The sequence below is a fragment of the Limnospira indica PCC 8005 genome, assembly GCF_000973065.1.
In the GTDB taxonomy this organism is placed as follows: Bacteria; Cyanobacteriota; Cyanobacteriia; order Cyanobacteriales; family Microcoleaceae; genus Limnospira; species Limnospira fusiformis.
This window is the reverse complement of sequence record NZ_FO818640.1, coordinates 6,017,755-6,041,094: the sequence shown is the minus strand read 5'-3', so window position 1 is coordinate 6,041,094 and position 23,340 is coordinate 6,017,755. Positions and strand designations below refer to the sequence as shown.

Genomic DNA, 23,340 nt, shown 5'->3' with positions numbered 1-23,340 from the left:
AAATCTGTCGCGAAATGTGTCGCGATCGCCTAAAATCTTAAAGGATTTCTTGACAACATCTTGGCCATAGCTGCCTCGATTGGGAACTAGGGGACATCCCTCATAGACTGAACATACTAAGAAAACACCCAAATCTAACTAAAAGTCAACGAGAAACAATTTCTCCCATTAAAGCATGGTTGCTACATACAGCCTTTGAGGACCAACCTCAACAGTTTCCGGTGAGAATTTGGCGTTCCACCTGAGAATATTAAAACCTCTAAGATTTTCAAAGGAGTCGATTAATTAATGAAGTCTGATATTGGGCGCGGTCAGAGTTTCCCCCTCGGTGCTACAGTTTATCCTGATGGGGTCAATTTTTGCTTATTTTCCAAAACCTGTGCATCTTTAGAGTTGCTGTTTTTTGATGCCCAAGATGATGCCAAACCTAGCCGTGTGATCAAGTTTGACCCTCAGTATAATAAAACTTTCTACTACTGGCATATTTTTGTCAAAGGCATTAAGGCAGGGCAAATTTATGGATATCGCGCCTATGGAATGTTTGAGCCGGAATTGGGCTATAGATTTGACGCGGATAAGGTACTGCTTGACCCCTATGCTAAAGCTGTGGTTAATACCGAAAATTATAGTCGGGAAGCGGCCTCCAAACGTGGTGATAACTGTGCTAAGGCTATGAAAGCCGTAGTCGTAGACCCCAAAACTTATGATTGGGAAGATGATAAGCCGCTGGAAATCCCCTATTCTCAAACCGTAATCTATGAGATGCACGTGGGCGGTTTTACCCGCAATCCTAACTCAGGTATTCCCCCGTCTAAACGAGGAACTTATGCAGCCTTAATTGATAAGATACCTTATCTAAAAGACTTGGGAATCACTGCAGTAGAATTAATGCCTGTTCATCAATTTGATGAACAAGACGCTGTTCCGCCTCGAAAAAATTACTGGGGTTATAGTACAGTTTCCTTTTTTGCTCCCCATAGACAGTATAGTTTTAGGCGCGACCACCTCGGACCTGTTGATGAATTTCGCGATATGGTGAAAGCCCTTCATAAAGCGGGTATTGAGGTAATTTTAGATGTAGTTTATAACCACACCGCCGAGGGAAATGAGAATGGTCCGACTCTCTCATTTAGGGGGATTGACAATTCTATGTATTATATGCTGGAGGAGGAGAATCAGTCGTTTTATAGTAACTATAGTGGCTGCGGAAATACCATTAAAGCCAACCATGAAATCGCGGGACAAATGATTATTGATAGTCTGCGCTATTGGGTTTCCGAGATGCACGTGGATGGTTTTCGGTTCGATTTGGCATCAATTTTTTCCCGAAATCGTGATGGTACACCCATGGAAGATGCGCCGATTTTATGGATTATTAAATCTGACCCGGTATTGGCGGGAGCCAAACTAATTGCTGAGGCTTGGGACGCAGGGGGACTGTATGAGGTGGGGTCTTTTGCAGGCGATCGCTTTACCGAATGGAATGGACAATTTCGGGATGATGTTCGCAGTTTTGTCAAAAGTGAACCCAAACAAATCCAACGCCTAGCCTATCGAATTATGGGGAGTCCAGATATTTACCCCAAACCCGATCGCGAACCTCATTGTAGCATTAACTTTATCACCTGTCACGATGGCTTTACCCTCAATGATTTGGTTTCCTATAACCAGAAACATAATCAAGCCAATGGTGAAAATAACCGGGACGGACACAATGATAATCGCAGTTGGAATTGTGGAGTTGAGGGCTTAACTAATGATACCTATATCGAAGCCCTACGCAATCAACAAATGAAAAACTTGTGGACAATTCTGTTAGTATCCCAAGGAACTCCCATGCTGTTAATGGGTGATGAAGTCCGCCGCACCCAAAACGGAAATAATAACGCCTATTGTCAAGATAACGAGTTAGGTTGGTTTGACTGGAGTGATGTCGGTAAACACCCGGAACTATTGCGATTTGTGAAAAATCTGATCCGATTTACCCAAAGACTGCAAATTTTTCGGATTGAAAGCATTTTAGTCATGGACCCCAATAGTAAATTACCTAACATTACATGGCATGGGGTACGCTTAAATAAACCCGATTGGGCAGATTATTCCCGCAGTATTGCCTTTAGTTTACGACATCCCGAAAAACAGGAATATCTTCATATTATGCTCAATTCTTATTGGGAACCCCTCCTGTTTGAGATACCTATTCTCCCAAAAGGTCAACGGTGGTATCGTATTGTGGATACAGCTTTAGCAGTCCCCAATGATTTCTGTACCGAGAAAACAGCCCCCCCAATTCAAGGGAATCACTATCGAGTCCAGGGACGCGGATCAGTTATTCTGATGGCACAGTCCCGGTAGCAATTACCAAAATACTAACTTAACCATCGCGCTATATGTCTGATATCTCTGACCGACAACAACTGTATGAAGGGAAAGCCAAAATCGTCTATACCACTGATGACCCAGAGGTGTTGCTGGCTTACTATAAGGATGATGCCACAGCATTTAACGCCCAGAAACGGGGGACGATTAAAGGGAAGGGTGAAATTAATAACACCATGTCTGGTCATCTGTTCAAACTCCTAGAGGCGGCGGGTGTTCCCACTCATTACATTGATACCCCTAGTCCTAATGAAATGCGGATCAAACGGGTGAAGATTGTTCCTGTGGAAGTGATTGTTCGTAATATCGCCGCAGGGAGTCTGTGTAAACAGACGGGAATTCCCCTGGGAACAGTTTTGCAGCCCCCTTTGGTGGAATTTTGCTATAAAAATGACCAGCTAGGTGATCCTCTACTAACTCGCGATCGCCTCTTGGTGATGAATTTGGCGACCCCAGAACAGCTTAAATCTATGGAAGACCTCAGCCGCCAGATTGACCAGATTTTGAGTGACTTTTTCAGTGAATGTGGTATCACTCTGGTAGACTTTAAGCTAGAATTTGGCATTACCTCTGATGGTCAGTTAATATTGGCTGATGAGATTAGCCCTGATACTTGTCGCCTCTGGGACCAAGCCGAAACTGACCCTAACCTCCGGGTGATGGATAAGGATCGCTTCCGTAATGACCTCGGAAATGTCGAGAGTGCTTATCAGCAAGTATTAGCTAGGATTCTCAGTCGTCTGGGTTGAACTGCCGGGTTCTACCATCAGCCCCCTTATAGGGACACGACAGGAACCCGCGAAACCCGGTTTCTCTCAGTCTTCTGGCTTCCTCAAAAGATTGTGCCAAGAAACCGGGTTGTCTCTCCGAATAATTGGGCAAAATACCTGAAAATTTCGGATTGGGTCAGGTATCTGGGACGGGAAAAGGAATTTTTCCACCTTGAGGTTGTAACATGATCGATGGCTGATTATTTGGTGTGTGGATGTCCAAGAATGTCAATAACATGGGCTTCTGTTCTTTCTGGGTTGCCTGTTTGGCAACTTCAGCAACGTTTGGGCTATCAAATTCTGCTAGTGGTAAAACCCCTCCACTGATTTTCAATGACTATCAAGGGTCTTTGGCAGTTTCTGATCAGTCTAACGATGCTCATAAGGAGTCAGAAGCGATCGCTATCCCTTCTGTCCAATCGGGGACGACCAGCTCAGACCCGACCCAGTTTCCCCTATTTCAACTCAAAAATAACGACTACCAGAAACTGGCAGATTTTCCTCGGTCCGTAAGTTCCCCATTGGTAGCACTGGAAAACGTCGATGATAGCCTTGTAGCGTCCGACAGCACCGCCAGCGCCAGAACACAGGCACACAAGGAGCCTGCCTCGACCAAGGTGGAAATGGGTCTCGCCTCCTGGTCGGAAAATCCACCCACGCCAGTATATTCGCCTTTTGAACCCTCTCTGGGTAAGCCGGAGTCAAAACAGGCGAATTTTGATGTCATGCCGTCAGCAGACCAAATAGCCATTGCTAACCTTCAGGAAAGGTCAAAGTTTAGGCTCCCTCACTCTCCACAAGACTTGGATAGTTCCACCAAAAGCCATTTATTGACCCCTCAGACACCTTTGGCTGTGTCTCAGGAGCGCGCCGCCGGGGTAAGGCCATCAGAAGACTGGTCTAGGGAGCCTCAATGGGTGGTTAATTTGATGCAGGCGATCGCCTACGAGTGTGAACATTGCAGCCTCGACGGCACTAGGGGCCAGGAAAATCTGGAGTTAGCCCAAAATAATCTACCGCCATCAGTCCCCGGAACAGGCCAGCCGGGAGAACCTGATGTGCTAATTGCTGAAGTTCTCGTATCGGGAACTGATAATGAGCAGTTGGTGGATGTTGTCTATGGGGCGATCGCAGTTCAACCAGGACGCACCGCTACCCGTTCCCAACTCCAACAAGATATTAATGCCATTTTTGCCACCGGTCTATTTAGAAACGTCCGAGCTGTCCCAGAAGATACCCCCCTGGGAGTCAGAGTCACTTTTGATGTCGAACCTAACCCTCCCCTACAGCAGGTTATTATCGAAGGAGATCAGGTTCTCCCCTCCGAGGTCGTTGATGCTAGTTTTGCTAATCAATTCGGTCAAATTATCAACCTCCGACGCATTGAAGAAGCGATCGACGATATCCAAACCTGGTACCAACAAAATGGCTATGTACTCGCCCAGGTAATTGCCGCCCCAGACGTTACCACAGAGGGGGTAGTAACTTTAAGAGTCGCTGAGGGCGTAATTTCCGAGATTATAGTTCGTTTCCTCAATGCTGATGGAGACCCAACCGACCCTGACGGTAATCCCGTTACAGGTCGCACCCGTGACTTTATTATCACCCGTGAAATTCAGTTGCAGCCCGGAGATGTCTTTAACCAAGCAACTATTCAACAGGACTTAGGTAGGGTATTCAGATTAGGCATTTTTGATGATGTCCGACTTCAGCTTGAACCTGCCCCCGAAGACCCCACCAAGGCTAATATGATTGTTAATGTCATTGAACGTAGCACTGGGTCCGTCGCCTTTGGGGGTGGTTTCAGTTCCGCCACCGGTTTGTTTGGAACTCTTAGCTATCGTGAAGCCAACTTGGGGGGAAATAATCACCAATTAGCCGCCGAAGTGCAGGTTGGTGAACAGGTTTTACTCGTCGATTTGAGCTTTACAGACCCTTGGATTGCTGGAGACCCTTACCGCACCTCCTACACTGTTAATGCTTTTCGCCGCCGTGGGATTTCTCTAGTTTTTGAGGAAGGCTCCGAAGATGTTAGACTCCCTAATGAAGACCGCCCTAGGGTAATTCGGACTGGTGGTGGTATTAGTTTTACCCGTCCCTTTGCCGAAAATCCTTTTGTTGACCCCGACTGGGTGGCTTCCTTGGGTTTTCAATATCAACGCGCTCAGGTAACAGATTCTCGTGAACGTATCACCCCCCGCGATGAGAGAGGTAAACTTCTTTCCGCTAGTGAGTCTGGCGAGGATGATTTATTTACCGTTCAGTTTGGGTTGGCCACCGATCGCCGTAATAATCGCCAAATTCCCACCAGTGGCTATGCTTTTCGCTTCGGAACAGAACAATCGATTCCCATAGGTTCCGGGAATATATTTTTTAATCGCGTCCGAGGTAGTTATAGTTATTATATCCCCGTTGATTTCTTACAGTTGGTTCCAGGCGCACCCCAAGCCTTAGCTTTCAATATTCAAGCTGGCACAATTATGGGCGATTTCCCACCCTATGAAGCCTTCCCCTTGGGGGGTGCTAACACTGTCCGAGGTTGGCGTGAAGGTGCTTTAGCCGCCGCCCGCAGTTTTGTCTTGGGTTCCGTCGAGTATCGCTTCCCAGTCTTTTCTGTTGCTAATTTTTTGATTGGCGGCGCTTTATTTATTGATGGTGCCCATGCTTTGGGTACTCAAAGCAGTGTCCAAGGAAATCCTGGCGGTATTCGTGGTAAACCCGGCAGTGGGATTGGTTTCGGGGGCGGCGTTCGCATTCAGTCTCCTCTCGGTCCAATTCGGATTGATTATGGGATTAATGATGAAGGCGGAAATCAGATCCACTTCGGTATTGGTGAACGCTTCTAAATCTCCAGTCAATTACATCTAGTTGGGTGCCTCAGAATTCCCAAATAGACAGGGCACCCAATAACCCTACGCCGTGTTTTATTAAAGCGAGAAGGGGGGAAATTAATAAACGTTCTCGGTTCTGGATTAGACGAGCGATCGCTTCCCATTGTCTATCTCGGAAAGTAGCGTCAGGGTTATTTAGGGCGGTTTTTAAATAAGACAAGGCTTGGGATTTTAAAGATTCCATGATCAGTTAAACTCAGGCATACTAGAGACCATCATATTCATTGTAATCAAAAATATCTAAGTCAGCCCTCATAGCCTTATGCTATAATGCGGAAGCCTACATCCAGCTATAGTAGTAAGCACAAGTTCCTGTTCACACCCCAGCCGACCGGAGAAACAACGCCTATGACCTCTGACAAACCCCAGGACGCTTTAGCCAGCCTCTCAGAAGGAATTGCGCTTCTGATTGATTTGGCTAAACAGGGAGAAATAGATCCCTGGGATGTGCGGGTGATTGACGTGATTGATCGCTACCTCAGCCAACTGACTCCCGGGGTTGATTCCGTCTCCAATAATCAGTTTGTAGAACTTTCCCAATCTGGTCAAGCCTTTCTTTATGCTTCTATGCTGGTGCTACTCAAGGCGGATAGCCTCATGGATTCTGATGCGGCTGGGGATGATGATGCTATGATTACCGAAGAGTTAGAATTTTTGGGGGAAGATTCAGAAGCTGAGTGGCTGCGTCCTCAGAATTTGGAACGACAGTTACGCCGCCGCGCTGTGGCTAAGGTTCCCCAAAAGCGTAAAGTCACACTCCAAGAGTTGATTGATCAACTACAATTAATGGCGACTACCATCGCCCAACACCAGAGTCGTCCCCGTCCCCGTCGTAATGTTTCTGTTAACAAAAATAAAGCAGCTAAAGCGATCGCTGAATTAGCACACCAAGAAAACTTGGTCGAGATGGCTGGAAAATTAGAGGAACTTCTCTGGGCTGAAGGTGTAGACCCACAAGGCGATTGGTTAGATCTTGAACAATTATTAGTTCTCTGGTCTAATCTGATTGGTAAGCAGAAAACACACACCCCCAACCTGTTAGAATCCACAAATCTACTCCCAGAGTCAGCCGCAAATACTCCGCCTATTTCTAATTCTAAACATGACCGAGTTGGGGTTTTTTGGGCTTTGTTATTATTATCGGCTCAGTCTAAGGTAGAGTTATCCCAGGATGAATTTTATCAGGATATTAAAGTCAGGACTTTAAATATATCCCCCCAGCCTGAATTAAACAACATCCGATAATCAATTAATAATTAATAATTAATAATTAATAATTGTAGGGGCGCGCCTCCCCTAGGACCTCGGCTTTCAAGGAGAATATTAATAAACCCGCCCCACCCCACCCGGTAATTAATTAATAATTAATAATTAATAATTAATAATTGTAGGGGCGCGCCTCCCCTAGGACATAGCCTACCAACGATAAGATAAATAAACCCGCTTTCTGGGGAGAGGGGGAAAGGGTAGCGCCACATCAATTATCGGGTTAGTTGACAGTTGATTTAAGGCTCTAAAAACGCCGCCAGTTTGAGGTTATATTGTTGCTCAAACACATCTTTTTTGATGTCTAAACTCCACAATTCCAAAGCACAATTATCCTGGGGGTCAACCGGTTTCAGTATCAATTTAAACTCTTTTTTATCACGATCGCACTCACAATTAACCTCAGCTACAGCCCCTATTTGACGACGGTCTAAAGCCACCGCTAACCGCATCAAAGGATTAAGACGGTCGATAATGTGACGGTTTTTCTTCGACAAGTTTTGATAATTTTCATGTTTCTTTTTTGGGGCACTTTTTCGGTGATAACGAGCCAAATTAGCAATCATATCAATTTCGGTTTCCGTATAACCCAAAAGTTCCCCATTACGGATTAAATAATAGGAGTGTTTATGGTGTGCAGAATGACTAATATATAGCCCGCAGTTATGCAAAATAGCCGCCGCCCAGAGCAATTCTCGTTCCGCCGATCCATAGTCATGGAGAATGCCATTAGTTTGGTCAAATAGGCTGAGAGAGAAGGCTGCCACCCGTTCACCATGTTCTAAATCTACATTATATTTTTGAGCAATTTTGAGGATGCTACGTTGTCGGATAGAACTTTCATATCGTAGGCGGTCTTCAATCAACCCGTGGGTAAGCATCCAATCAACAATTACCCCTTCCCGCAAACTTCTTTCACAAATAGTCAGAGACTCTATTTCTAATAAACTCATCGCCTCCTGTAAAATTAGAGCCCCAGCCAGGATAATTTCCGCCCGCCGATCATTTATGCCAGGAATTTGCAACCTTTCTTGGTAGGATAACTTCCGCAGACGACTAACGATATTATGTAACTCATTTAAAGTAATTTGGTATCCGGCTAAAGGTGTAGGTTCAGTGCCTAATTTTTCCTTAGCAATCATTACCGCTAAGGTTTCAATCGTACCGGAAGTACCGACTAAATGGGGTACTTTTCCGGGTTGTAGATGAAGACGCAACTCATCAACGGGACGTTCCAACATTCCCCGAATATAGGCTTGTACAAACAGAAATTCTGTGCGAGATATAGGGTCAGTTTTGATATATTCTTGAGTGAGACGGACAGCCCCGACCTTGGTACTACTGAGAAATTTAGGTTCTCCACCATCTCCCAAAATCAACTCTGTCGAACCCCCTCCGATATCAATAATAACGTGGGGTTCGTCGTGAAATTCCATAGCCGAGAGGACACCCAAATAAATTCTCCGGGCTTCTTCAGGACCAGAAATCAGGTTAATTTCGAGATCCAATTCGTCGGATACTCGTTTGATAAAATCCCGACCGTTGGGGGCTTCCCGGACTGCGCTGGTAGCGACAGCAACAACTTGCTCGACGTTAAAGGTTTTGGCTAGTTCCTGAAAGCGTTTGAGGGTGGCGATCGCCCTGTCCATGACTTCCGGCTTGAGTTGTCCTTTTGGTCCACAGTCTCCGAGTCTTACGGTATCTTTCTCTCGGGCAATAATCGTAAATGCGGGTAGACTCTTATCAATTCGCACTATGACCATGTGCAGAGAGTTGGTTCCTAGGTCAATAGAAGCCAAAATATGTTCGCCACTGGGCCTTAATTGCTTCCCTAAATGCGGAACTGATGTAGTCATAACAAATATATATTAAGCGATCTTAAATTCTATCTTAGATCAAAACTTGGCACTTCAATATCCCCTGTAGACAATCTTAGCCACCAGTAGGGGCGAACAGTAGGGGCGAAAAATTTTTCGCCCCAACAAATTGTCCTTTGTCTCCTTCTACCCCTTTCCCAGAGGGAGGGGGAGTTTCATGGTCCATTGTCGATTTGGGTTTGAGAATTTTTAAAGGCTTGTTTCATCACCGATTGAATTCGCTTAGGATCGGGTTTTTTTCCACCCATTAAATCCCCGAAATATACACAAGTAGCTTCACCTAAAGCTCCCGTATAAGCGAAAGCCCAAGAAGCGGCGATCGCACTTCCAAAAGCCGGAATAAACTTAATTAATTCCCGACCGACCGCCTGAGCGAGAAATCCACCAGCGATCGCACTAACAATACCCCCAGCTTGGGAGGGGGTAATAGTTTGACCGTAGAGTTTTCCTAGTAACCCCACCATAGACACTTGTAGGGCTGTTAAAACTGGCATAGTCGCAAAAGGTAGGGGAACCGCTGCTATAGTAGCCGCCATAATTGAAAAAGCTAAAATATAGCGCCTTCCCACGTCTCGATATAAACTACTTAATTCCTGTCCCGCCTGTCCTTCCAAAAGCTGATAAATAGTCCTGGCTTCCGCTTCTGGCAACAATTCTATCAAAGTATCCCTAAAAGTTTCTAACCCATAAAATACCGGGGTGTAGCCATCTTCTTCTAGGGTAAAATCAATGGCAACTAGGCGATTATATAAATTATCAAAATCCTCTTGTATGGCATCAAAACTTCGCTGAAAGTCTGGAAAATCCGGCGGATAGGCGGGATGATTTGCCGTTCCTGTGGGGTAGACTTCATGGAGACAAGTTACCACCAATAAACAGGGTAAATCAGGGTATTTTGACCGTAAACTAGCCGCAATAGTTCGCAGGGTATCTGTAGCGAAATCATTAATTTTCACCGTCAAAATTAGCACCCGTGCGCCGCGAGTTTCCTGCTGTAAATTCTCCACCAATTCCGCTACCAACTCATCCGTATCCTGATTAATATCCCCCAGTCCGACCGTATCCGTAAAAATCAGTAAAGGTAGATCCCCGGAAGGGTAAGCATATCGTTGAGTGTTTTGGGTGTGGGGCTTAAATCCCTGGCCGACAATTTCCGCCGAAACTCCTGTTAATCCCCTAACAATGGAACTTTTACCCGCTTGAGGTTTCCCAATTAGCAGCGCTTCTGTAGTTGGAAGTTCAGCCCGGACGCGCTCTAAAATCTCAGCAACTTCGCTCTCACTAACATTAAATAATCCCCCAATTTTATCAGTTATTTTCCCTAGAGTCAAGACTTTTTTCAATCCTTCGCCAAGAGATTCCCATGGCGCTTTATTGGGCTGTTTTTGATGATTCTGGTAAGACTGAGAAGGTTCTGGGGGTAAATTGCTATCAGTATCAGATGGTTCAGACATAATTAAAGGTGTGTTAAGCAATACTTCCGCGTTTGCGTGCTTCTTTGTAGGAGATACCGACGTTAGGGAGTCCGGCGCGAATCATTTGGTCTTCTAGCATAGCAAAAAACCGAGTCCGATCGCCTCCTCTCACCACCGCTTGATTGTGGGCTTCCGCTAAAGCCACCGGGTAACCATAGCCTTTATAAACTTGGGCTAACATAATTGATAAAGCTAACTCAAATTGTTCCGTATTTTCAGCTACCCAAGCCGGACATTCAATTCTAGCGATTTCCGTGCCAACATTCACATAACAGAAGTAGATGGAATCAAAATCATAATAATCCAAAATACGCGATCGCGATCGCCAGAGGGGGCTGCGTTGTCCTGGTTTCAGATAATTAGACCATAGCACCGTATCTCGCAGAGGTTCAGAAATTTGACAGGGGGCTTGTTTAATCTTGCCTTTTTTGTCCACTTGACCGAAATCTGGGCAATTTCGCGCACAATCAGGTTCATTATACGGACACCCTTGCAATCTCAGAAACGAAATAGTTTCGCTACTGCGAGAGGCGCTGACATAACCCATCATCGGAATACCAGACACTTTAATCATATCCCAGGCTTCTAAAATCGGTTCGATAATGCGATCGCGCGCTTCTGTTGGCAATGTTTCCAAAAACCAGTAAACTAGGGAACCATCTACTAAGGCGAGGGCCGGGTTAAGGTTGTCCCCTTGAATTGTAGCAATCTCCCGGGCTGTTTCCGCGAGGGCGATCGCTTCCGAAATGCTGCGTTGGTAGCCCATCCATTCCTCTGTGCGAATACCCCACTGGCGCGAAATATATAGGTCTTCGGGACGATAAAAAATTTCGGGAACACTATCAAGGATCGGGTGGCGACTTTGACCGTAATAGAGGACAACCCTACCGATGTTGATTAGGTAACAATAGGCGATTTCGTGGGCGTTAGGGGCGATTTGGGACCCGTCTGTGGCAAAAACTGTATGGGCGGCGGGTGGTGCTTGAATCGTGAAACAGCTATCTAATTGGTCTATGGGGATGGCGGGATGAAAGGGAATCCGATCTACCCAGTAATTCAGGCTTTCTATCAATTCTTCTTGATGCTTTTGGGCCTCTGTCAGCAGGTTTTGTGCTGCTTGTAGGCGATCGCTCGCCGCTTGGGCTTCACGGGTCAAGTGTTTACTCATCCCTTGCATTTGGCGAGCCAGTTGAGTTAGGTCAAGCATAGTATTCGGGCGTGAAGTCACACCTAATTATAAATCTCAGAGGTTAACTTGATGTAGCTACCCGGAAATACTTATCGCTGATTGCCAATATAAGTTTTTCGGTACATAATATATATGTTAGGCTCTATTGACAATTTTATGCTCACAAATCATCGGGGCTAATGCTGGGTTACTTTTATGATTAACAACTAGGAGTTAATTAGATAATGGATAAAGTCGAAAATTTTGCCTTAACATCTGTTGATCTCAGTAATTGCGATCGTGAACCCATCCATATTCCCGGTAAGATTCAATCTCACGGTTGTTTGCTAGTTCTCCAGGAACCAGAACTAATCATTTTACAAGCCAGTTGTAATACTAAACTATTTTTGGGGCGGGAAGTAGAGGCTGTTGTTGGCAAAACTTTAAGCCAAGTATTTACCCCGATCGCATTTCAAAAAATCTCCCAATCTCTGAAATCCCATGATCTCAAATATTCAAACCCCATTGATATCGAATTAACCCATAACAATACCCCCCAACAATTGACCGCTATTGTCCATCGACATGATCATGTATTAATCCTGGAGTTAGAGCCACATATACCCACACAAACCCACCGCGCTTATGGCATTTATGCACAAATTCAATCTTCCCTTCCCGCTATTGAAAATAAAAACAGTTTCGAGGAATCTGCCCAATTTTTAGCCCAGGAAATTCGCCAATTAACCGAATACGATCGCGTTATGATTTATCGGTTTGAAACTGATGGGAGTGGCATTGTCGTAGCCGAAGATAAAAAACCAGAATTAGAGCCTTTTCTCGGACTCCATTACCCCGCTTCCGACATCCCCAAACAAGCCCGACAACTCTATTCTAAAAACTGGGTGAGGATTATTGTTAATGTTAATGATAATCCCGTCGCTATTTACCCTCTTCATAATCCCATTACTCAAAAACATATCGATTTGAGTTATGCCACTCTTAGGAGTGTTTCCCCTATCCATATTGAATATCTGCAAAATATGGGGGTTTCCGCTTCCTTGTGTATTTCTCTCATTAATGACCAAAAACTATGGGGTTTAATTGTTTGTCATCACTACAGCCCTAAATTTGTCTCCTATGAATTGCGCCAAGCCTGCGAATTATTAGGGCAATTTATGTCAGTGGAACTGTTCCGTCAATATCAAAAAAATTGGGAAGCCTATCAGATTAAAGTCAAAAAAATTCAGCAACTCTTTAGACAAGAACTCTCCGTACATGAATCGGATTTAATTAATCGAATTAGGACAATGATTGATTCTAGTGGTCAACATTTACTAGAATTAGTTAATGCTCAAGGTGTCGTCATTGGCTTACAGGGAGAACTCACTGAGTTCGGAGAAACTCTCCCTCAACCCGATTTAGATGATCTACTCTCCTGGCTGCGTAGCTATTACCCACAGGAAATTTTTTATACCGATCGCCTCGCTGAAATTTACCCACCTGCTCAAAATTACATCAACAAAGCCGCTGGGTTGCTGGCTATTTCCATTTACTTAGATCAAGCCACTTATCAAATAGTTTGGTTTCGTTCAGAAATTATCCAGACTGTTACTTGGGGGGGGAATCCTAACAAAGCAGTTGTTATTGATGATCATAACCAAATGCGCCTATCTCCTCGCCAATCTTTTGAAGCCTGGAAAGAAACAGTTAGTGGTCATGCTTTGGGTTGGAATGAATTAGAAATTAACGCCGCCATGGAACTCCGCAATACTTTAATGTTGGCGGTTTTGCATTTCTCTCATTTCGCCTTAGAAGAAGTTGCGAAACGCGCGGAAATGGCGAATCGAGCTAAAAGTGAGTTTTTGGCTAATATGAGCCATGAAATCCGCACACCCATGAATGCCATTTTGGGTTTTTGTGATTTACTCAAAGGATTGGTTGAAGATGATAAACAACAATCTTATCTCGATGCGATCGCCGCTGGGGGTCGAGCCTTAATTAGTTTGATTGATGATATTTTGGATCTCTCCAAAATTGAGGCGGGAAAACTTGAACTTGAGTATCACCATGTCTATTTGCCAATATTACTACAGGAAATCCAGCAAATATTTTTACCCACAGCTATGGCTAAGGGTTTATCACTACAGATTAATTTTGAACCCAATGTTCCTAAAATTATCGCATTTGATGAAGTCCGACTCCGCCAAATTCTCTTTAATATTGTCGGAAATGCTATCAAATTTACCGAAGATGGTTCCGTTACGATTTCGGTTCGCGCCCAAAATTGTGATGATGATTCTCGCATCACTCTGGAAATTATGGTAGCAGATACTGGTATTGGAATAAATCCAGATCAGCATCAACAGATTTTTGAAGCCTTTGTACAAAGTGAGGGACAAAGTAATCGTCGCTATGGTGGGACTGGACTCGGTTTGGCTATTACTCGAAGACTTACCCATCTGTTGGGAGGTACACTAACTCTCGACAGTCAGTTAGGCTTAGGAAGCGTTTTTACTTTTACCTTTCCTGATGTCCAAATTACACAATCTCATCAATTAATTAATCTACAACCCGCCATTTATTTGTCAGATTTAATCCCCTCTACTATCCTAGTGGTCGATGATGTCGAGTCTAACCGCAAGCTAATTGCTGGTTATTTTGATACCACAGAACACCTACTGCTAGAGGCTAAAGATGGATACCAGGCGATCGCTATGGTTGAAACTCATCATCCTGATGTCATTTTAATGGATCTACGAATGCCCGATTTAGATGGCATTGCGACCAGTCAACTCATCAAACAAAACCCCCACACTGCTAATATTCCCATTGTTATGTTAACCGCTTCTGTGGTCGCCAAAGATTTTGAATTAAGTCAAAATTTATGTCAGGGATATCTACGCAAACCTGTCAATAGAGAGCAACTCGCCGCTGTATTATCCGATATTTTAGCACGCAAAATCGATATTCAACCGCCTAACATACCTCAACAATTAACTGAAAAAACAGCAATTAATATCACTAAATTACCCTTGAATCAATTGCTAGAGTTAAAGGAAATTTTACGCAAGGAAGAAGAGAAAGGATGGCCAGAATTACGCGATCGCATGACTCAAAGAGAGTTGCGATCGTTTTTGCGACGCTTACAAAAGTTAGCTAAAAACTATCCCTGGAAGCCTCTCCAAGATTATGTCACCATTCTCGATCAGCAATTTGCAGACTTTGACTGGGATAACTTACCAGATACTATCAATAACTTTCCTACACTCAGGCGATCGCTTCAACAACTAGATTCTCCCTAGTCCCCCCGGTACTAAGTCATGGCTTTGTAAAGATTTTGTAAAGAGTTGATGAAACTAGCCTCCAGATCATCTATAGAATCTTTGAATTTTGCCACCTTTCGGGTATATTTGAAATAGGGAATTTATCAAAATATCTCGGTGGTGTTAGGGGCAAAAGATTCTCAGTAAAATTACTGAATTACTCATGTAACTTGGTCTATTAGTTCAAGCCAAAAGCCAGTGATTTTACTTACATACTAACTCGCATTCATCTGGGGGAGGTCTATTATGACCGGTCTGGAACTGATTATTTTTATTTTTGGCCCGTTTATTTCATTTAGTTTGGCTTGTTTACTTGTATCTAACCAACGAGAGTTTGGCACCGAACCGGATACCAACAAATACTAACACTAACATATCATCAAAAATTTTCTTGGTGCAGCCACCTAGCGGACAACCGCCCCAAAGCGGACGGGTTGGGTTAGGGAATTGGGGCAGGTAATTATCTACCAAAAAGGCGATCGGGGGGCATATATATCTATAAGTCTCCGATCGGTGATCAAAAGTTCCCGGAAACCACCACTAAAATTGGTACTCCCATGAGTGGTAGCTTCCTGGTGTCTAGTGCTGACCACTAGCTAGGTAGGTAGAGACCGACTAGCGCCGACCATCTCCTGGCTGAGGATAGGAGGGAGACTCCTCTGGGGACTTATTATCGACTGCCATAATCTGGCTATCAACAATGGTCGCCATCTCTTGGGTCAATTGTGTATGAAAATCTAGGGAAGCCACGGAGATGGTTTTTGTCTGCGCGGGGGAAGGGGCGACTAAGGCAGCAGCGCCTACAGAAGCGATCGCAGCACTAATAGCCAAGGAAGCCAAAGCATTATATAGCATTTTTAAAGACCCTATCGATATGTGGTAACAGAACTTGCTTAAAATACTTGGGCTAGATTTCCATATCCGGAAAAAAATATAATTTTTCCCAAAAATCTCTAGTCTAGTTGGATGACAATCAGAATTTTATGAAGACATGGGGGGGGAGACAGTCAACGGAATAATTCAGATATATTCGGCGTAATATTAGCCAGAAGTTACGGTAATCACTCATTCTGGATACGCCAGCAGTATCACCCATGAAAATAATCCCTCAATTGACAAGGGTTAATTGAGGAGACTATCTGATATATTGCGGGTAATAAAGTATATTTACATGGTTGGATGTCTTAGCCTTTCCTGCCGCTACCTCGGTGGGGGGTAGGACTGGATTCAGTCTCTGGTATTTGGTTTTCATTGACTTGAGCTAGCTCATAAATTGATTCATGGGAAGACTCAGACGGGGTAGCTGTAGTCTCCAATTTGGGTTGATTAGCTAGATTAATGAGTGCCAAGCCAGATAGCATAATTAAACTGGAAAGACGCATGAGGGAATGTCCTTATCAAAGTTTCCACTATCTAATACCAGCGGGATATCAGCTATCCGGGAAAAATCGCAAAATGGGATAACTAGGAAATCATTAATCACTGGAAAATAGGGGATTTTACGGATTCATTAATTGCCCCTACCTTCCCCCCATTAGCTAGACCTATCTGGTAATAATGCTTAACTGCGGCTATAATTAACCTGAGTTCTAGGAATGCTGCTACGATGGACGATCGCCAACAGAAACACCCACAGTACAAAAGCGATCGCCGAATGGTTGATCAGCTTTTGGCCAATCAGTCACCGGGAGACTTAGAACTGGCGGAACTTGCGCGTCTGAAAATCCGTTACCAGGGGTTCCCCGGCGCTTGGGATATCCAAAAAGACCTAGATCGACTTTTGCAAATGTGGAATTACACGGAAGACAGCCTCTTCGAGAAAACTCGCGCCATTCATGCTGAGGGTCATGTTTACCGCGCTAAAAACCGAGATAGTGATGATTGGGTATAAATAAGATGCACAGAATTGCAGCGATACCAGGAGGCTGGAACCCCGATACAGAGGGGGTTATCTTTATTGAACAAACTGCCGCGCCAATTATTGTTTTAACTGCAGCGGATACAGAAATTCAAACCTTAGCAGCAGCCATAGCTGAGTTACCCTCAGACTTTCCCAATTTACGAGTAACTAATTTGCTGAACCTGCAACAGCAGCTTACTATAGACACCTATGCTGAGGAGGTCTTATCTCAGGCGAAGGTTGTAGTTTTGCGACTGTTGGGGGGACGTTCCTATTGGTCCTACGGTTTGGAAGTTTTGGCGGAAATCGCGGAAACTAAAGGGGTAGAATTGATTATTTTACCGGGAGATGATGGCGGCGACCCGGATTTAATTACTCAGTCTACGGTTCCCCTAACTGTAGCTAACCGAGTTTGGCAATATTTTAGTGAGGGAGGGGTAGAAAATACGATCGCAGCTTTGCAATATATAAGCGATCGCTATTTAGCCACTAATTACAACCCGCCGCCACCTGTAGCCATTCCCAGGGTCGGTCGTTATCCGTGGCGCGCGCTGTCCCCCGTCTCTAACTATCGGGAAGTGGGAATCTTATTCTATCGCGCCCATTATCTATCAGGAAATACTGCCCCCATTGATAGCCTTTGTCAAGCCTTGGCGGCTCGTCAACTTAACCCGGTTCCCCTGTTTGTTTCATCCTTGCGAGATCCAGAAATCCAACAGGAGGCGATCGCCTATTTAACCAAAGCCAGACTCTTAATAAATACCACAAGTTTCTCGATTTCATCCCTGGATAATTCCGACCTACCCAGCGCCCCTCTGTTTTCTTTAGATATCCCCACATTACAAGCCATTCTGAGTGGTATTAGCGAACAGAGATGGCAATCAAGTCCCCTCGGATTACCTCCCCGTGATGTGGCGATGAATATCGCTTTACCAGAAGTAGACGGCCGCATTATTACCCGCCCAATTTCCTTTAAAACTGTCAAAAATAGCGATACCAGACTAGAAACAGATATTGTTCATTATCAACCCAAAAGCGATCGCATAGAATTTGTAGCCGACCTCGCGGCCAACTGGGTCAAACTCTCAGAAACCCCCACCCACCAAAGGCGCATCGCCCTAATTTTAGCCAACTATCCCACCCGTAACGGTCGCCTCGCCAATGGTGTCGGACTAGATACCCCCGCCAGTTGTGTAGAAATTCTCCAGGCTTTAAAATTAGCCGGATATACCGTCAGCGATTTTCCCCTTACCGGAGATGATCTGATTCAGGAACTGACCAGGGGAGTGACTAACGACCCAGAAGGGCGAGATTTTCGGGAAGTTAAGCAGTTTTTAAAATGGCAAGACTACCTGACTTATTTTAACACTTTACCCGCCGTTGTGCAAGGGGGAATTAAAGAACGTTGGGGGGTGCATTTTTTTGAGAATCCGCCGGAGATATTACCGATTGCTGGGGTACAATTTGGCAATGTTTTTGTGGGCATTCAACCATCACGAGGTTATGATATTGATCCGAGTCTGAATTATCACGCGCCGGACTTGGAACCGACCCCAGAATATTTGGCTTTTTATGAGTGGCTAAGAAACCACTTTGAGGCTCATGCGGTGGTTCATGTAGGGAAACATGGTAACTTAGAATGGCTACCGGGTAAAGGGGTAGGACTGTCGGAGGAATGTTACCCAGAAATCGCCCTGGGACCTTTACCGAATTTCTATCCGTTTATTGTTAATGACCCTGGGGAAGGTTCCCAAGCGAAACGCCGATCGCAGGCGGTAATTTTAGACCATTTAACGCCGCCAATGACTAGGGCTCAATTATATGGACCTTTGCAACAATTAGAAGGGTTAATTGACGAGTATTATGAGGCTCAAGTATTAGATCCATCTCGGTTAAAAACTATCAGCGATCGCATTGTGGAGTTAATCCGCAAGGAAAAGTTAGACCGGGATTTGGGCATCTCTGACGGGGAAATGGTGTCGGAATTATTTGGCACAATTGACGGTTATTTATGTGAACTCAAAGAAAGTCAAATCCGCGACGGTTTACATATTTTGGGGCGCTGTCCAGAAGGGAGACAATTGCGGGATTTAATCATAGCCATAGCGCGTCATCCCAGCCAAAATCGATGGGGTTTAACCAGGGCGATCGCTCAAGATTGGGGTTGGGAATTAGACCCATTAACAGCTAATCCGGGGGATTTATGGGAGGTGGAAGGCGACCAGAAAAACAGTGAAATCTGTAGGACGGTCGGGGATGCGATCGCCTTAATCGAAGACCAAGCCGCGATTTTAATCGACCAATTAATCAGCCAAAATAGTCAGGAATTCCCAGGGGAATTGACCCGCCAAGAATTAGTTTGGATCGAAAATATCCTCCTCCCCAATCTGAAAAAATGCGATCGTGAAATTCAGAACCTATTAAGGGGACTTGACGGCTGCTATATTCCCAGTGGATCATCCGGTGCGCCGACTCGTGGACGACCTGATGTTCTCCCCACCGGACGGAATTTCTACGCGGTCGATATTCGCGCCATTCCCACAGAAACCGCTTGGCGGGTCGGTCAGTTAGCAGCGGAAGCCTTGGTAGAAAAATACACCCAGGATCATGGAGAATATCCCCAAACTCTAGGGCTATCTGTGTGGGGAACTTCCACCATGCGGACGGGGGGAGATGATATCGCCCAGGCTTTAGCCTTGTTAGGGGTACAACCAGTCTGGGAGGGTGCGTCCCGGCGAGTGGTGGATTTTGAAATTTTGCCGATTTCCATATTGGGACGACCCAGGGTTGATGTCACCTTACGCATTTCTGGGTTATTTAGAGATGCTTTCCCCAATTTAATCGACTTATTCGATCGCGCTGTGGAGATGGTTTCTCAGTTATCAGAAACCCCCTCAGAAAACCCGATCGCCGCCACGGTCTATCAGGAAACTACCGCTGGGGTGGAGGAAGGTTTGACCGAAGATGAAGCTAAAATGCGATCGCGTTTGCGGGTATTTGGGTCAAAACCGGGGGCCTATGGTGCTGGGTTACAAGGATTAATTGAAGCCCAAAATTGGACCGATGACAGCGACCTGGCGCGCGCTTATTTGAATTGGAGTAGTTATGCTTATACTGGCGGTCAGGGAATTTCTGCCCCCCAAGCCTTTGCTAACCGTCTCCAACAAATGCAGGTGGTTTTACACAATCAGGATAATCGAGAACATGATATTTTGGACTCCGATGATTATTATCAATTTCAGGGAGGGATGACGGCCGCGGTGCGGGTTCTCCGAGGCGAAAATCCCGATACTTATTTTGGTGATAATTCTCTCCCAGAAAATCCCAAAGTCCGACAGTTGCGGGAGGAAATCGCTAGGGTATATCGGTCGCGGGTGGTGAATCCTAAATGGATTGCTGGGGCGATGCGACACGGTTATCGGGGGGCTTTTGAAATGGCGGCTACAGTAGATTTTTTATTCGCTTATGATGCTACCGCCCAATGTGTTGATGATTTTATGTATGGGGGGATAGCTGAGGCTTATATATTAGATGCACAAGTCCAAAATTTTGTCCGCGAAAAGAATCCTTGGGCGTTGCGGGATATGGGGGAAAGGTTACTAGAAGCACACCAGCGAGGGTTATGGTCTTCCGTAGACAGAGATTTATTAGATAGACTACGCAACGTGGTTTTAGACGCGGAAGCTGCGATCGAAATGGCAGAATAAACATTAGAGGCAGGGTGATAACCTGCCCCTAAGAGGCGATCGCGCCTTTACTGTTTTAAGCGAGAGATGATCTCACGAATTTGCTCCGATGCTACATCGCGACCTCCCAAACCAAAGGCGATCGCAATAGCAACAGCGATCGCACCCAGTAGCAAGCCAAAAGCCAAATTCACAATATCACTAGCAATTCCCATTTGCTGAAGTGCCATAGCACCCACAAAGATAATAACAGCAATGCGGGCAGCCTGAGCCAGCAATTTAGCCGAAGAAGTGCCGGAACTCGATATCAAATTATGAGCCAAGTTAGCCAAGTATAAACCAATGCCAAAAATGATCACACCCAATAGCACTCGGCCAGCAATGATTAACAACTGCTCAACAATCAAAGTTAAAGCAGTTAAGCCCAAAATGTCCGTAGCCGTCACTACCGCAAAGAACATCACACCTACCAAAGCAATCACACCCACGATTTCCGAAGGTGTTTGCTTCGTGGCACTGGTCACAGGCTTATCATCTATCACCTCATCCTCTTCTGTGGTCTGAGTTGGGGTAGAAACCGGACTAGCCTTAGATTCAATTCCCAACCAAACAAAGATATTGTTAAAACCCAGATTGGTTAGCAGGTTAGTCACCAAATCTCGGACAATCACCCCAAACATATAAGCCAACACCAATATCACACCCGCAATGAAAACTTGGGGAATGACATTAAAGATCTGATTCAGCATCAAAATCGCTGGGTCAGAAATCGCATTAATCTGGAGTGCTTGCAGGGCTGAGATGGCAATAGGAATCATCAGCACAACATAAACAATTGTGCCTAGCACAGAAGATAGGGATGTAGTCCCCATCGCCTTTTCTAATCCCAACTGATTGCTGAGACGATCAAAACCAACAGCAGCCAATAAATTGGTAACAATGCGACTGACGATTTGAGCCAAAAGCCAACCACCTGCCGCAATAACTAAGGCTTTCAGGATATTGGGTAGACTCGACAGGATTTGATTGACCATCGTCTGCACCGGAGATAGCAACCCAGCTAACTCCAAAGTGCTAAGAATCATGGGCAGAAACAGCAGGAAAATAAACCAATAAATGGCATTTCCCAAGGTGTGACTCAGAGAAAAATGGCTCTCGTTTGCCCCATGGGGAACCTGCTGGTTGAGTCGCTCATCCAGCCTGAACATATCCAGGAACTTAATCATCAAGGTTCGGCAAATGGTAGCCAATACCCAGGCCACCCCTAACAATCCGGCTGCCCCTAATATCCTAGGTATGTAGCGGGTGATTTCATTCAACAGGGTAGTCAGGGGAGCGGAAACAGAAGTTAACTGGAGTCGGTCAAAGAAACCAATAATCGCAAAAATAAAGATAACCCAGAAAACTAGGGTCCCTGCCCATTTTTCTACGGGAAAGTCCTCACCGCCTTCCGTAGACCCAGAAATCCAACTGACCAGTTTATTATCTATATCGGTCTTTTTGAGTAGCTTTTTGACCAATGAAGCCGCGAAAAGAGCAAGTAGGTAGCCAACTAACAGAATCAAAAGGGCTGTCCCAAAATCTACCAGGGATATATCCCCCAGGCGAAAATTCATCAAGTCATCAACGGGATTCGGTGATGAACCCTCTTGAGCTAAACTTAAATGGGATAGGTTCCCTATTCCTATCCCCAAGGGATTGGGAATTATACACGAAGTTTCAATCATAATCTTTGTAGATGGGTTCTAAAGTTTTACAATCTAACAGAATAATTATCCCCCTAACATCTCCCCAGGGAAGGAAACTAGCAAAATTTGATCAACTCTGTTATTTTCCTCGGTGATGATGTTGAACTCAAATCCAGGTGAGATTCACCAGTAAATCTATGCTCATCAGTTTTCGTCACTGGTTCCGATTGTTATAAAATGCCTACAGATGAGTTAAACCTCTGTGTGTACAAACTTGTTTGATCTCACCGTTGGGGTGGACATTAGTTCGTTCAACGGATAACGTTCTGAATATAGCTTGAGGCTTAGGATGTCATCTCGTCAAGTATTTGAACAGTCTATTCACATTAAAGCGATCGCCACTACGGTTGAACGCTGTATTACCGATCGCCATTTGATGCGTCGTTGGTTAAATCCCGCCCTCCGTTGTGACCCAGTTGGTGATTGGGATACCGATGTGGGGGGACGTTCCCGGTTTGTTATTCAAATTCCCATTATTCAACCTACCTTAGAGAGTATTGTCCTGGAAAGAGAACCGGGGCTAATTGTCTGGGGATTTGATGGATTTTTCCAAGGATGCGATCGCTGGGAATGTCAACCCCAATCCCAGGGAACTTACTTATTAAATCGCTTTGAATTTGAGATTAATAACCCCTTAATTGCCTTTGGTTTTAATCGGTTCGCCGCCCCTTGGACTAAGGCGGACATGGAAGCTCAATTGCGACGGTTGAAGCGAGTAGCAGAAGAACAGCAAAACCTATAGCGATCGCTTCCCAGATAAAAAGGGAACCTCCCCCATACACGAGAAAGATCCCCCATTGTCTGACAATCTAATTACTCCGAGAGTATCCCCAGTCTCAAGCCTTGGGGATTCC

General features: G+C 45.0%; 15 protein-coding genes. 8 read left to right on the top strand and 7 right to left on the bottom strand.

What is annotated here, in order from left to right; all coding sequences use genetic code 11:
* Positions 1-288: 288 nt before the first annotated feature.
* From glgX to XZ46_RS26770, 3 genes are all read left to right on the top strand, one after another.
* Positions 289-2,355 (top strand): glycogen debranching protein GlgX, encoded by a 2,067-nt coding sequence (gene glgX / locus XZ46_RS26780; RefSeq protein ID WP_006622503.1) that lies wholly within the window; start codon positions 289-291, stop codon positions 2,353-2,355.
* Between the two features lie 35 nt (positions 2,356-2,390).
* Positions 2,391-3,128, top strand: a complete 738-nt coding sequence (gene purC / locus XZ46_RS26775; RefSeq protein WP_006622504.1) for a phosphoribosylaminoimidazolesuccinocarboxamide synthase — start codon at positions 2,391-2,393, stop codon at positions 3,126-3,128.
* Between the two features lie 236 nt (positions 3,129-3,364).
* Positions 3,365-5,995, top strand: a complete 2,631-nt coding sequence (locus XZ46_RS26770) for a cell surface protein (protein WP_006622505.1) — start codon at positions 3,365-3,367, stop codon at positions 5,993-5,995.
* Between the two features lie 31 nt (positions 5,996-6,026).
* Here the strand turns inward: XZ46_RS26770 and XZ46_RS26765 are convergent, their stop codons facing one another.
* Positions 6,027-6,224 carry a hypothetical protein gene (locus XZ46_RS26765; RefSeq protein WP_008056273.1) on the bottom strand — a complete coding sequence of 66 codons (198 nt, stop codon included), beginning with the start codon at positions 6,222-6,224 and terminating at the stop codon, positions 6,027-6,029.
* Between the two features lie 164 nt (positions 6,225-6,388).
* Here XZ46_RS26765 and XZ46_RS26760 point away from each other — a divergent pair, with 164 nt between their 5' ends.
* Positions 6,389-7,285: a segregation/condensation protein A gene (locus XZ46_RS26760; RefSeq protein ID WP_008056275.1), complete on the top strand. Its 897-nt coding sequence runs from the start codon at positions 6,389-6,391 to the stop codon at positions 7,283-7,285.
* A gap of 260 nt (positions 7,286-7,545) precedes the next feature.
* Here the strand turns inward: XZ46_RS26760 and XZ46_RS26755 are convergent, their stop codons facing one another.
* From XZ46_RS26755 to XZ46_RS26745, 3 genes are all read right to left on the bottom strand, one after another.
* On the bottom strand, positions 7,546-9,162 hold the full coding sequence (locus XZ46_RS26755) for a Ppx/GppA phosphatase family protein (RefSeq protein ID WP_008056277.1): 1,617 nt from the start codon (positions 9,160-9,162) through the stop codon (positions 7,546-7,548).
* A 176-nt stretch (positions 9,163-9,338) separates the two neighbouring features.
* A complete protein-coding gene (locus tag XZ46_RS26750) occupies positions 9,339-10,637 on the bottom strand; it encodes a YcjF family protein (protein ID WP_008056279.1) in 1,299 nt (432 codons plus the stop codon).
* A 13-nt stretch (positions 10,638-10,650) separates the two neighbouring features.
* Positions 10,651-11,865 (bottom strand): DNA double-strand break repair nuclease NurA, encoded by a 1,215-nt coding sequence (locus XZ46_RS26745; RefSeq protein ID WP_008056281.1) that lies wholly within the window; start codon positions 11,863-11,865, stop codon positions 10,651-10,653.
* A 206-nt stretch (positions 11,866-12,071) separates the two neighbouring features.
* Here XZ46_RS26745 and XZ46_RS26740 point away from each other — a divergent pair, with 206 nt between their 5' ends.
* Positions 12,072-15,131 (top strand): ATP-binding protein, encoded by a 3,060-nt coding sequence (locus XZ46_RS26740; protein ID WP_008056283.1) that lies wholly within the window; start codon positions 12,072-12,074, stop codon positions 15,129-15,131.
* A gap of 636 nt (positions 15,132-15,767) precedes the next feature.
* On the opposite strand, the gene XZ46_RS26735 is transcribed toward XZ46_RS26740, so the two are convergent.
* On the bottom strand, positions 15,768-16,007 hold the full coding sequence (locus XZ46_RS26735; RefSeq protein ID WP_006618292.1) for a hypothetical protein: 240 nt from the start codon (positions 16,005-16,007) through the stop codon (positions 15,768-15,770).
* Between the two features lie 329 nt (positions 16,008-16,336).
* Complete coding sequence (gene patX / locus XZ46_RS38505) at positions 16,337-16,534, bottom strand: heterocyst-inhibiting protein PatX (protein ID WP_048895325.1); 198 nt, start codon at positions 16,532-16,534, stop codon at positions 16,337-16,339.
* Positions 16,535-16,758: 224 nt separating this feature from the next.
* Between patX and XZ46_RS26725 the strand changes: the two genes are divergently transcribed.
* Entirely contained in the window at positions 16,759-17,043 is a 285-nt protein-coding gene (locus tag XZ46_RS26725; protein WP_006618290.1) for a DUF3288 family protein, read from the top strand.
* Positions 17,044-17,048: 5 nt separating this feature from the next.
* Positions 17,049-20,759, top strand: coding sequence for a cobaltochelatase subunit CobN (gene cobN, locus XZ46_RS26720; protein WP_008056292.1), 3,711 nt, complete (start codon positions 17,049-17,051; stop codon positions 20,757-20,759).
* 47 nt (positions 20,760-20,806) lie between these two features.
* On the opposite strand, the gene XZ46_RS26715 is transcribed toward cobN, so the two are convergent.
* On the bottom strand, positions 20,807-22,465 hold the full coding sequence (locus XZ46_RS26715) for a mechanosensitive ion channel (protein WP_048895324.1): 1,659 nt from the start codon (positions 22,463-22,465) through the stop codon (positions 20,807-20,809).
* A gap of 310 nt (positions 22,466-22,775) precedes the next feature.
* Here XZ46_RS26715 and XZ46_RS26710 point away from each other — a divergent pair, with 310 nt between their 5' ends.
* Positions 22,776-23,228 carry an SRPBCC family protein gene (locus tag XZ46_RS26710; protein WP_006622517.1) on the top strand — a complete coding sequence of 151 codons (453 nt, stop codon included), beginning with the start codon at positions 22,776-22,778 and terminating at the stop codon, positions 23,226-23,228.
* Positions 23,229-23,340: the final 112 nt, after the last annotated feature.